A 12,607-nucleotide genomic window follows, 5' to 3' on the forward strand; every position below is an offset into this window, starting at 1 on the left:
ATGGCAGACCGATCCCCACCCCCGCTCTCTACCCAGGAAAACCCTTGGCTGGCCCTGCGCAACCTGACCCCGGCACGTATCGCCCTGGGCCGCTGCGGCACCAGCCTGCCCACCGGCGCGCAGCTGGACTTTCAGTTCGCCCACGCCCAGGCCCGCGACGCCGTGCACCTGGCGTTCGACCATGCCGCCCTCAGCGAACAACTCAAGGACCGTGGCCGCGACAGCCTGGTGCTGCACAGCGCCGCCAGCGACCGCCACCAATACCTGCAACGCCCCGACCTGGGCCGGCGGTTGAACGAAGACTCGGCCGAGCGCTTGCGCCAGCATGCCCAGGCCAACCCCGATGGCGTTGACCTGGCCATCGTGGTCGCCGACGGCCTCTCGGCCCTGGCCGTGCACCGCCATACCTTGCCGTTCCTGGCCCGCTTCGAGGAGCAGGCCGCTAGCGATGGCTGGACCAGCGCCCCGGTGGTGTTGGTAGAGCAAGGTCGGGTGGCGGTGGCGGATGAGGTCGGCCAACTGCTCGGTGCACGCATGACCGTAATGCTGATCGGTGAGCGCCCGGGGCTGAGCTCGCCAGACAGCCTGGGCCTGTATTTCACCTATGCGCCCAAGGTCGGCCTGACCGACGCCTACCGCAACTGCATCTCCAATATCCGCCTGGAAGGCCTGAGTTACGGCATGGCGGCCCATCGCCTGCTATACCTGATGCGCGAAGCCTGCAGGCGACAGCTTTCCGGTGTGAATCTGAAGGACGAAGCCGAGGTCCATAGCATCGACAGTGAAAATGCCCCCACCCAGCGAGGCAATTTCCTGCTCGGTGAACGTTAAAGAACATGTAACGGAAGGCGGATTGCGCTGATGGCCAGCATTGGGGCAGCATGCCCATGAAAGCTGCAGGCATTCCGCTGTTTCCCTAAATGGACTCTGAGGGCCGCACATGCGCATCATCAAGGCAACCCTGGAACACCTCGACCTGCTCACCCCGCTGTTCGTCAGATACCGCGAGTTCTATGGGCAGCTCCCTTATCCGGACAGTTCGCGCAAGTTTCTGCAAAAGCGCCTTATGCGCAGTGAGTCGATCATCTACCTGGCTTTGCCAGTTGACGATGACAGCAAATTGCTTGGCTTCTGCCAGCTTTATCCGAGCTATTCGTCGCTGTCGCTGAAGCGGGTGTGGATTCTCAATGACATCTACGTGGCCGAAGATTCCCGGCGCATGCTGGTAGCCGACCACCTGATGCGCGAGGCCAAGAAAATGGCCAAGGAAACCAATGCGGTGCGCATGCGGGTTTCGACCAGCGCCAACAACGAGGTGGCGCGCAAGACCTATGAGTCAATGGGCTTTCGCAAGGACACCGAGTTCGAGAACTACATACTGCCGATCAGCCAGGACTGACCTGCACCGCCGCTCCTACAGGATTTTCACAGCCACTGTGATTGCATAACGCCTGTAGGAGCTGCGGTGAGGCTGATTGACGCGGTAACCCCCCGCTACAAACTCCCCGGGCAGGTTTTCCACTTCGCCGTATAATGCCCTTCTGTCGTGTGTGAAAAGTTACCCACCGTCTGGAAATGATGCCGACACCCAGGGCAAAGCCCGTCATCGCGTGCCCGTATAGGCGGGTCAAGAACACAGGTGCTGTACATGGAATTCAACCCGCTGGACTTAATCCTGCATCTCGATACCTACCTCGACCTGCTGGTTAGCAACTATGGACCCTGGATCTACGCGATCCTTTTTGCCGTGATCTTCTGCGAAACCGGTTTGGTGGTGATGCCGTTCCTGCCGGGCGACTCACTGCTGTTCATCGCCGGCGCCGTGGCCGCCGGTGGCGGCATGGACCCAGTCCTGCTGGCAGGTCTGCTGATGGCCGCCGCCATTCTGGGCGACAGCACCAACTACATCATCGGCCGCACCACGGGCGAAAAACTGTTCAGCAACCCCAACTCGAAGATCTTCCGTCGCGACTACCTGGAGCGCACCCACGAGTTCTATGAACGCCATGGCGGCAAGACCGTGACCATGGCGCGCTTCCTGCCGATCCTGCGCACCTTCGCGCCGTTCGTGGCCGGTATCGCCCACATGCACTACCCGCGCTTCCTCGGTTTCAGTGTGGCAGGCTCGCTGCTGTGGGTCGGCGGCCTGGTAACCCTGGGCTACTTCTTCGGCAACGTGCCGTTCATCAAGCAGCACCTGTCGCTGATGGTGGTCGGCATCATCGTGCTGTCGCTGGTGCCGATGATCCTCGGCCTGCTGCGCAGCCGCCTGGGCCGCACCGCCAAGGCCCACTGACAGCCGGCATGTGGTCCTTCAGCGCCTGGCGGCGCAAGCGTACCCTCGCGCGCTACCCGATCGAGCCAGGGCAATGGCAGGTGATCCGTGATCGCCTGCCGATGCTCGATGGCATCAGTGATGCGGAAGACCAGTGGCTGCGCGAAGCCTGCATCCTGTTCCTGCTCGACAAGCACCTGACCACCCTCCCCGGGGTTGAACTTGACGACGAGCAGCGCCTGTTTCTCGCCGCCCAGGCGCAGCTGCCGCTGCTGCACCTGGGCGAGTTGAACTGGTACCAGGGCTTCCACGAGATCATCCTCTACCCGGACGACTTCAAGAGCCCGCAGCGCCACCGCGATGCCAGCGGCGTGGAGCACGTGTGGGATGCCGAGCACAGCGGCGAAGCCTGGCAGCAGGGGCCGATCATCCTGGCCTGGGCCGGAGTGCTGGCCAGTGGCGGCTGGGAAGCCTACAACCTGGTGATCCACGAACTGGCGCACAAACTCGACATGCTCAACGGCGATGCCAACGGCCTGCCACCGCTGCACCCGGGCATGCGCGTGGAAGACTGGTCTGCGGCCATGCAGCAGGCCTACGACGACCTCAACCGCCAGCTCGACGCCGACCCCGACGCTGAAACCGCCATCGACCCTTACGCCGCGGAAAACCCGGCGGAATTCTTCGCCGTCACCAGTGAGTACTTCTTCAGCGCCCCCGACCTGCTGCAGCAAGCTTATCCACAGGTGTACCAGCAGCTGTCGCTGTTCTACCGGCAGAACCCTCTCGAGCGCTTGCTGAAGCTGCAGGTTGGGCACCCGGATTACCGCGAAAGCCACGCCTGATGCGGCCGCACATCCGCCCACACGTGGCATGGCCTGGCGGAATATGCCTATAATCGCCGCCACTTTTTTGATCAAACACGGGGGCACTGCCCAATGAGCTACAGCAAGATTCCGGCTGGCAAAGACCTGCCGAACGACATCTACGTCGCCATCGAGATCCCGGCCAACCACGCGCCGATCAAGTACGAAATCGACAAGGACAGCGATACCCTGTTCGTCGACCGTTTCATGGCCACCCCGATGTTCTACCCGGCCAACTACGGTTTCATCCCGAACACCCTGGCCGACGACGGTGATCCGCTGGACGTGCTGGTCGTGACCCCATACCCGGTTGCTCCAGGCTCGGTCATCCGCGCCCGTCCAGTCGGCGTGCTGAACATGACCGACGACGGCGGCGGCGACGCCAAGGTCATCGCCGTTCCGCACGACAAGCTGAGCCAGCTGTACGTCGACGTGAAGGAATACACCGACCTGCCAGCCCTGCTGATCCAGCAGATCGAGCACTTCTTCGCCAACTACAAGGATCTGGAGAAGGGCAAGTGGGTCAAGATCGAAGGCTGGGAAGGTGCTGACGCCGCCCGCGCCGCGATCACCAAATCGGTCGCTGCCTACAAAGGCTGATACTGTTTTGTAGAAAAAACCCGCCTCGGCGGGTTTTTTTATGGGTGAAGGACGAAGCTGGTAAAAAATCCTACGCAGTCCTACACCTTTGCCCTACATCCCGACATTTTTCACACCGTTCATATCAACATCACGTTCATTTCGTTACTGGCAACCGGCCGCTACACTCGGTCTCATGAAAAGATCCGGTGACCGCCTCAAGGCACTCCTTCGGGAATGTGGCCTGACCCCTTCAGACTTCGCTGCCCAGCGCCGCGTCTCGTCCCAGCACATCAATAACTGGTTCACCCGCGGCATCCCGATTGCCCGCCTTGATGAAATGGCCGAGTTGTTCTGTGTGCAGCGCCGCTGGCTGCAGACCGGCGAAGGCCCCAAGCACCCGCATTCGTTTCTGCGCATGTACGCGCCCCAGTCAACGCCTGTAGAAACACCCGGTTTACCTTCGATATCGCATCCTCCCCTGGTGCAAGTGCCCTTCAACGAACTGCGCAATGGCCAACTCGTGGCGATCGACCATCACTGCCTGGCAATGCCGGCATCTGCGCTGGAGGCATTGGCCGTGCCTGAGGACAAAGTCATCTGCATGACCATGCCTGCCGACAACATGGCGCCGTGGATCCCACGTGATGCGATCCTGGCGATCGACCTCAGCTACACCCAGGTGGTCGATGGCGAGATCTATGCCCTGCTGCACAACGGCAGGCTCAGGGTCAACAGCCTGAGCCTCGGCCACCGCGGCACCCTGTGCCTGCATAGCCACAACCGGCGCGAGATTGTCGAACGCTACACCACCTTGCAGTGCGCGGTGCAGAAGCTGGAGGTACTGGGCTGGGTGTTCCATTGGTCGCATTACCGCCAGCGACGCCCCGGCTGACACACGCTGTGCCATTTTTTGCTGGGCATACCGCGCCAGCCCTTGTATGCTACGCGGCACATTCAGCCCCGGCCGGCACAAGCCGCGTTCCAGAGGGCTCGGCGACACTCCACACGAGCGTTTGCCATCTCTTTCAGGCCCTTGCTGGCCACACAGTTAAGGCGGTTGCGACTTACCATAAATTAGTCGGAACCGTCCCCGAGAAGCCGGCCACAAGCCGGCTTTTTAATGCTCCATTGAAAGCCACTCCCATCTTTCAAGGCCCACTGCAACCTTGCTAAATCAAGGGCTACAACCTATTTCCGTTCCTGCGAGCTCTTTTTTCATCCAGGCGATTCCACGTCCAAGTGGGGGAGCAAATGGGGGATAGGTGAGGCCGCAATCGATGACCCACTGCACGTTGATTGCCGTTAGCCCCTGCAAATCTCAGACAGGTTAAACCTCCCTCGACCATTTTCCTTGGCCTGATACAAGGCTTGGTCTGCCAGCGCCACCAACTGATGGGCGTCCTGCCCTGGTTTAGGCTGGAGGCAGCCGACCCCCTGTGAGATCGTCACGTTGTCAGCAATGAGTGACTTCACGTGAGGGATCTGCAGACGCTGCACAGCAGCGGAAAGCTGCTCGGCAACGGTGGCGGCACCATTGAGATGGGTGCCAGGCAGAATGCAGACAAACTCTTCGCCGCCGAAGCGCGCGACCATATCGAATGGACGCTTAATAACATCGACCAGTGCCTGCGCCACACGGCATAGACACTGGTCGCCTTGTAAATGCCCATAGTGATCATTGAAACGTTTGAAGTAATCGATGTCGATAAGGATCAGCGCCAGCCACCCGCCATCACGGCACAAGTGACTCCACGTATCACTGAGGTGTTGCTCGAACGCGCGTCGGTTGGCGATGCCTGTCAAACCGTCGAGCGATGCGAGGCCTTTGAGATAATCGCTTTGTAGTTTCAAAGTCAGGTGGGTTTTCACCCGAGCACGGGCAATACCGGGATGAAATGGCTTGCTTATGTAGTCGACGGCGCCAAGTTCGAGTCCTTTTGCTTCGTCCGCTTCTTGCCCTTTGGCTGTCACGAATATCACAGGTATGTCCGCAGTCAACGGACTGGCCTTCAGGCGACGACACACTTCGTAGCCATCGATGTCAGGCAACATCACATCAAGCAGGATCAAATCCGGGAACTGCGTCAGGGCGATATCCACTGCCTTGTTACCCTCCATGGCCATGTAAATCTCATGGTCTGCACGGAACAGCTCATTCAGTGCATGGATGTTGAGTGGCTGGTCATCCACGATCAGTAAACGTGGTTTGCCACGCACGCGGCTAGATTCATCGTCCATCAACATTCCTTTTGATTGAATAAGCCAACTTATCGCACCAGACGGTCGCTGAATGGAAATCGAGATCGTCGACGGCCTGCTTGAGCGCCTCGTAAAGCGCTTTACTCTGTAGCGGAACCCCGTCCTGCAGGGCTGCAGCCCGCTGGAGGGCGAGGAGATTGTTGCTGACCAACAGCTCACGTAAGTAACCCAGGTCACTCTCCCAGTCTCGCTCCGTCAATGCAGATTGGCGTTCACTAACGGACGCCAAGGGAGCGGCAAAGGCAAGATTGAGCCGAGCGCAGTCAGACGCCAGTTGCATGTGCAGGTGCGATAGCCACCGAGGGCTGGCCATGAACGATTGCCCGTCCTCTGCCGAAGCCCGCAGCAGGCGCTGCTCCAGCTCAGCAGCCAGCGCGGAAAGACCACTGGCCCCCATGGTACCTGCACTGCCCTTGATAGTGTGCAATTGCACCAGTGCACCGGGTTTGTCTGCGTTACTGCAGTGTCGCTCCAACTGCTCAAGATTCTGCCGCATGTCATCCGGGAAACGCTGCAGCACGTTACGCAACAGCGTCAGGTTGCCACCAAAGCGCCGCAATACACTCTCGGCGGGTTCATCACCCAGCGAATCATCTGCCTGAGGAGAGGACCGGAAAGGCTTTTCACGGTCCAGAAGCTGCGTGAGTACAATGACTAGTCTTTCCAGGTCGATAGGTTTGCCCACATGTTCATTCATTCCCGCGGCCAAGCACGCCTTTCGCTCGGAGAGTGAGGCGTTGGCCGTCATGGCGACAATGGGCAAGCTGGCATGCAACTTGTTTTGACGTATCAGCCGAGTCGCCTCCAGCCCGTCCATATCAGGCATCTGGATATCCATCAGTACGGCGTCGAAGGTTTGTGTGCCTTGCGACACAGCCTCAACGCCCTGCCGCCCCCCCTCGGCCAGGGTCACTTTGGCCCCCTCGAGTTCTAGCAACTCCTGAGCCACTTGGCGATTGAGCGGATTATCCTCAACCACTAGCAACTTGATACCCTCGAGCCTGGATACCCGGCTCACGTGCGCAGTGGTTTCAGAAGCTTGCGACCCCGAGACGGCAAGCCCCACAGCAGTCACAAGTTGCTTAGGGGTGATGGGCTTACTCAAGACAGCGGCATAAGGCGCCTGAGTTCCCTGCTGTAAATCCGCGAACACTTCGTGACTGTGCGCCGTAACCATTACCACCACCGGCGCAGCACCAACCATCGCATCCTGCATCAGGCGTGCTGCAGTCGAGCCATCGATGTCCGGCATACGCCAATCCATCAGCACGACATCGTAAGGGGCCACATCCGCAACCCTTACCACGCGCTCCACAGCGTCCAGCCCTCTACTGGCCTGATCCACCCGCCAGCCTAACGCGACAGCCGTTCTTGCGAGGACTTCACGGGCTGTGTCGTTATCGTCGACTACCAACACCTTGAGGTCAGCACTAGCTGTTGCTGCCGGCACCTCAGTCTCCGCGGCATTTGCCAGAGCAAACTCCAGCTCGAACCAGAAGCGGCTGCCCTCACCCGGCTGACTCTGCACCTGCAGCGTGCCGCCCATCAGTTCGATCAACCGCTTGCAGATCACCAACCCCAGGCCTGTCCCGCCATAGCGACGGCTGATGGAGGCCTCGGCTTGACTGAACCCGTCAAAAATTCGCTCGATCTGCTCCTCGCTGATGCCGATTCCAGTATCGCTTACAGCAATTTGCAACCGTACAGCATCGGCATGACGAACGGACTCACGAAGGCTCACGGTAACTTCGCCACGCTCGGTGAACTTCAGCGCATTACCAGCCAAGTTGATGAGAATCTGTTGAAGGCGCAGGCTGTCGCCGACCAGGTACTCAGGTAAGGAGGTATCGAGATCGAACAGCACTTCGACGTCTTTATCCGTCTGATTGCCCGACAGCACCACTGCGAGGTCCGTCATTAACCGATTGAGCTCGAAAGGATGTGGATCAAGCTGCAACTTACCGGCCTCGATCTTGGAGTAATCAAGAATGTCATTGAGCAGCCCCAAGAGTGACTTGGCTGCACCGTGCGCTTTGCGGATATAGTCAAGCTGCCTCGAATCAAGCTCGGTGGCCTGAACCAAGTGCAGCATGCCAAGCACAGCATTCAGGGGAGTGCGAATTTCGTGGCTCATGTTGGCCAGGAAAGCACTTTTGGCGGCACTGGCTGCATCCGCCTGTTCCTTGGCGAAATACAAGCGTGACTGCAATTGGTACTCTGCTGTCACATCGCGATTGATCCCGGTGATTTTCTGGCCGCCGGTTTCAGCAATATGTTCGATTCTGGCAGCGGCCTGAACATAACGGATATCGCCATTGGGTAACTGAAGACGGAACAATGTCTCGAAAACACAGCTCCCTTCGAGCAAGCGCTGGAGCCATTTGGCGGCGACTTGCGCATCATCGGGGTGCAGACGCTCCCGCCAGTGCTCATAACCAAGGCCTGCTGCTTTCAAGGTGAGCGGCTGTTCGTAAATCTCGAACATCCGATCATTCCACTGCAGATCATCGTCGTCGGGCGACCACGTCCATACACCCAGTTTTGCCACGTCCGAAGCCAAGGCCAGCTGGTCGCGTGCTGAAGCAATGGCATCATGCTGACGACGTTGTTCGGACAGATCGAAGAGCACAGCCACGACCATGGGCTGACCCTCAATCTGCATGCTGCCCAATGTGACCTGTGCCGGGAAGATGTGCCCATCTTTTCGTCTGGCCTGCACTTCTCGCGAGGCTTCTGTCATATCACTGCACGCAGGATCACCCAGCGGATCCTGCGAGGGCATCAGGAAGCCCTCGGCCAAGGCAGGCAACAAGACCTGCACGTTGCTGCCGACAAGCTCGTCGGGCAGGTAGCCGAACACAGTCTGGGTGGCACGATTACAGGATTGAATCACCCCCAACCGGTTGATCCTGATAACCGGGTTGACTGCAGTATCGAGAATGGTCTGCGTCAGCGTCAGGCTGTCGGCCAAGCGCTGCTCTACCTGCTTGCGCCGACTGATATCGATGGCGATGCCCAGGTATCCACTCAACCTGCCATCAGCATTGCGCATCCCGGTGACCAGCAAGGTCACACTGAACCGTGTGCCGTCCTTGCGCACGTATGTCCACTCCCGAACCTCCGCCTCGCCCAATGCAGCCTTGTGCACAAATACGCGGAAACCTTCTATCGTTTCGCCATACGCTCGACTCAACTCTTCGCCACGTGTTGCCACCTCTTCACCCAGATGGAAAATACCTGGCGTGTGAATGCCGACAACTTCCTCGGCTGCATAGCCAAGCAATTGCTCAGCCCCGTAGTTGAAAACGGTAATGATGCCCGTGAGGTCGGTGGCGATGATCGAGACCTGTGACGCAGAGTGCAGAACGTTGGTCAGCAGGGCATTTACTTCGCGCAGCTCTGACGTGCGCTCGGCGACCTGATGCTCCAGGCCGACATTCAGTTCGAGAATGCGTGCCTCTGCCCGCTTCTGCGGGGTGATGTCACGGACTGTCTTGGAGGCGCCAACGACCCGCCCGGTAGCATCACAAATTGGAGAGACGGTTACCGACACCTCCAACGACTGGCCGTCTTTACGCACACGACGGGTCTCGAAATGCTCGATACGCTCGCTGCGCGCGATCTTGCCCAGCAAGTGCACTTCCTCATCCGCCAACTCGACGGGCAATACCAGGCCTACCAAGGTACGCCCCAGCGCCTCGTCGCTGTCATAGCCAAAAATCTTCTCGGCGCCCCGATTCCACGCCGTGACGATGCCATCCAAGGTCAGGCCAATGATTCCGTCATTCGAGTTTTCGACAATGGCCGCGAGTTTGGCCTGTTCAGCGAGAATGTCGCGTCGCCGCCTACGGCTGACGCCGAAGACACTGACCAACGCCGTGACCAGGAAGGTGCTGCCCAGACCGATGGCGAAAGTGCTACGCGGGGAAAACTGACGCAAATCCTGTACGAAAGAGGGATATGCAACCAACTCGATATCCCAGCGCCGGCCAAAAACCACCTGGGTCAAATGGGTACGCATGACCTCCTGCTCGTCCTCACCGCTTTCCTTGCGCTCATAGAACTGCACCGGAGCAGCCTCATCAGTTACATCACGCAACTGCAACCGCACACCACCAGAGGGCAATGGAAGCCCTGTCAGAACATCTTCGGTCAGCAGCGGCGCATAACTCCAGCCAAATCCTTGTGCCAAGCGCTCAGAAACAGTGCCCGGTGTGACGACCGTTCGGTAAATCGGCAACAGGAACAAAAACGACTGCAGTGGCTTACCCGTCGCCTGGACAAGCGTAATCGGGCCTGTAAGCCGCGCCTCACCTGTCTGCAGCGCGGCCTCGGCTGCCTCTCGCCGGTTTTTCTCGGACGCGATATCCAGGCCGATCGCTGCCTGGTTCCTCGCCTGCGGCTCGACGTATTGAATAATGTATCGCTCGCCATCATGCGGCGTGAGCTGGCGTAGCGTGAAGTCAGGTTTACCGTCGAGCCGGGCCTTCTGAAGAAAGGCTGCTTCTGCACTGGCAGGAACACGACGTATGAAACCAAACCCGCGAGCACCAGGAAACTCGGCATCAAAGTCGCGTGTCTTGCTGTAGGTTAAAAAGCCGTCACGACTGACCTGCTGCTCCCCCAGGACCTGCAGAGCACCACGCGCGCCCCGCAAGCCAAACTCATAGAGCCGAATGCGTGCAGCAACCGCCTCGCTCGTGCGTTCGACCGCACGGTTCAGTGCGGCCTCGGCCTGTGCTCTATTGTGCTCCACCATGCCGTAGGTGGCCAGAAAGGTAATCGCCAATCCTGACGCAAGAACAGCGATCAGCACTGTAACAGTTCCGAATCTCCGAATGCGATCTTTCAATTTCACCCCACATCAAAGACTGGCCGAACGAGAAAAATAGATTTTCCTAAATAAGCTTCAGCTTGCCGCACTCCAACATTTGCTGCAGTTGCACAAATGGCACCGGTCGGGAGTAATGATATCCCTGCATCAAACTGCAGCCTAAAGCCATGAGTCTGTTGGCCTGTTCCTGGCTTTCCACGCCCTCGGCGATCAGCTCTAATTCCAACGCTTGGCCCATACGCACGATGGCCTCGATGATGACGGCATCACTGTGGTCGTCGAGCATGTCGCGCACGAAACTCTGATCGATTTTTAGAACATCGATAGGCAGTTTCTTGAGATAACTCAGGCTGGAATAGCCAGTGCCGAAATCATCAATCGCGACCCGTACACCCAAGCTTTTCAGAGCCTCAAGCACCTCTCGCGCTTTCGCAACATTGTCTGCCAATACACCCTCGGTTATTTCCAATTCAAGCATGTGGGCTGGAATACCTGAATCTTCAAGTTCGCCACGTATCATGTCGAAGAAATTATCTTCACGGAATTGAACAGCGGAAATATTGACACTAACAGGAACTTGAAAACCTGAATGCAATAGTGTGCATGCGTCTGCACACGACTGGGCCAACACTTGACGCCCCAACGGAACGATCAACCCAGTTTCCTCTGCGACCGGAATGAACTCAGCAGGTGAAACCAGCGTACCGTCGGACTGTCGACAGCGAATCAACGCCTCCATGCCGCGCATGTACCCCGTTCGTGCATCCATCTTGGGTTGGTAGAAAACCTCGAAGAATCCCTCATCCAAAGCGCTGCGCATATGCTGTTCGAGGACATGCCTGGCCCGTGTGCTGGTTTCCAATGTCCTGGAAAAAAAGCGGGAACGGTTCCTACCTTCACGCTTTGCCTGGTACATAGCCACATCGGCATGGCTGTATAGCGTCTCCAGATCGGTACTGTCCTCGGGGTAAATGCTGACGCCAATGCTTGCGGTGATGTTGTAACGCCTTTCGCCAATCTGCATGGGGGACGCCAGCGTCTTCAAAAGCTGATCGCTCAAATCACCGATTGCTTCTAACCGAGTGACTTGCGGCAGCAAAATCACAAACTCGTCGCCGCCTTGCCGGCTCACCGTGTCCATGGGCCGGACACTGCTGCTCAAGCACTCAGCGACGCGCTTGAGAATCGCATCTCCAACGGAATGCCCCTGTGAATCATTGATGCTCTTGAAATGATCCAAATCCAACAGTAACAACGCGACCTTACCGCCATTGCATTTGGCCTGCTGGATCGCTTGGGTCGAGCGGTTAGTGAATAGTTGACGGTTAGGCAAGCCCGTAAGCGCATCGAAATAAGCCAATCGTTTAGCTTCATTGCGCAGATTCAGGTGGGCACGCGCATGGGCTCTTACCACAGGGACATTGATAGGTTTTTGAATAAAACCGACCCCTCCGAACTCCAGGGCGCGCACTTCGTTATCACACTGGGTATGGGAACTGACGAACAGAATGGCAGCATCGCAGAGCTTGGGGTCGGTCTTGATGGTTTGGCATAGCTCAAAGCCATTCATGTCGGGCAACTCTATGTCGATCAGGATCAGATCCGGGCGGCATTCCCCAGCCACCTGCAGCGCTTCACGACCGTCATGGGCAACATGAACCTCACCGAGGTTACTGATAGATTCTTGAAGAATTTCAAGATCGCTTGACTGGTCATCAACGATCAGAATTACAGGGTTCATCTGCTCTGCCAGATCAAACATGTCTGACTCCTGGAAGTCCGTTTCACAGC

9 protein-coding genes are annotated in these 12,607 nt (G+C 58.1%); 6 read left to right on the top strand and 3 right to left on the bottom strand.

The genetic code is table 11. The features are described from left to right. From eutC to N430_RS14800, 6 genes are all read left to right on the top strand, one after another. The gene (eutC, locus tag N430_RS14775) at positions 1–831 is read left to right on the top strand and encodes an ethanolamine ammonia-lyase subunit EutC (protein WP_110637765.1); all 831 of its coding nucleotides are present in this window, start codon (positions 1–3) and stop codon (positions 829–831) included. A gap of 109 nt (positions 832–940) precedes the next feature. After that, the gene (locus tag N430_RS14780) at positions 941–1,399 is read left to right on the top strand and encodes a GNAT family N-acetyltransferase (protein ID WP_110637766.1); all 459 of its coding nucleotides are present in this window, start codon (positions 941–943) and stop codon (positions 1,397–1,399) included. A gap of 249 nt (positions 1,400–1,648) precedes the next feature. Next, the gene (locus N430_RS14785; protein ID WP_110637829.1) at positions 1,649–2,296 is read left to right on the top strand and encodes a DedA family protein; all 648 of its coding nucleotides are present in this window, start codon (positions 1,649–1,651) and stop codon (positions 2,294–2,296) included. A gap of 8 nt (positions 2,297–2,304) precedes the next feature. Continuing rightward, a complete protein-coding gene (locus N430_RS14790; RefSeq protein ID WP_110637767.1) occupies positions 2,305–3,120 on the top strand; it encodes a zinc-dependent peptidase in 816 nt (271 codons plus the stop codon). 93 nt (positions 3,121–3,213) lie between these two features. Then, entirely contained in the window at positions 3,214–3,741 is a 528-nt protein-coding gene (gene ppa, locus N430_RS14795) for an inorganic diphosphatase (RefSeq protein WP_003255365.1), read from the top strand. A 175-nt stretch (positions 3,742–3,916) separates the two neighbouring features. Then, the gene (locus N430_RS14800; protein WP_110637768.1) at positions 3,917–4,615 is read left to right on the top strand and encodes an XRE family transcriptional regulator; all 699 of its coding nucleotides are present in this window, start codon (positions 3,917–3,919) and stop codon (positions 4,613–4,615) included. Positions 4,616–5,025: 410 nt separating this feature from the next. On the opposite strand, the gene N430_RS14805 is transcribed toward N430_RS14800, so the two are convergent. The 3 genes from N430_RS14805 to N430_RS14815 all read right to left on the bottom strand — a co-directional run bounded on the left by N430_RS14805 (position 5,026) and on the right by N430_RS14815 (position 12,578). Further along, on the bottom strand, positions 5,026–5,961 hold the full coding sequence (locus N430_RS14805) for a diguanylate cyclase domain-containing protein (RefSeq protein ID WP_110637769.1): 936 nt from the start codon (positions 5,959–5,961) through the stop codon (positions 5,026–5,028). Continuing rightward, positions 5,951–10,798, bottom strand: coding sequence for a PAS domain S-box protein (locus N430_RS14810; RefSeq protein ID WP_110637770.1), 4,848 nt, complete (start codon positions 10,796–10,798; stop codon positions 5,951–5,953). Before N430_RS14810 ends, N430_RS14805 begins: the two co-directional genes overlap by 11 nt. An 82-nt stretch (positions 10,799–10,880) precedes the next feature. Beyond that, complete coding sequence (locus tag N430_RS14815; RefSeq protein ID WP_110637771.1) at positions 10,881–12,578, bottom strand: EAL domain-containing protein; 1,698 nt, start codon at positions 12,576–12,578, stop codon at positions 10,881–10,883. Positions 12,579–12,607: the final 29 nt, after the last annotated feature.

Origin of the sequence: Pseudomonas sp. CC120222-01a (assembly GCF_003097235.1) — a bacterium.
Lineage (GTDB): Bacteria > Pseudomonadota > Gammaproteobacteria > Pseudomonadales > Pseudomonadaceae > Aquipseudomonas.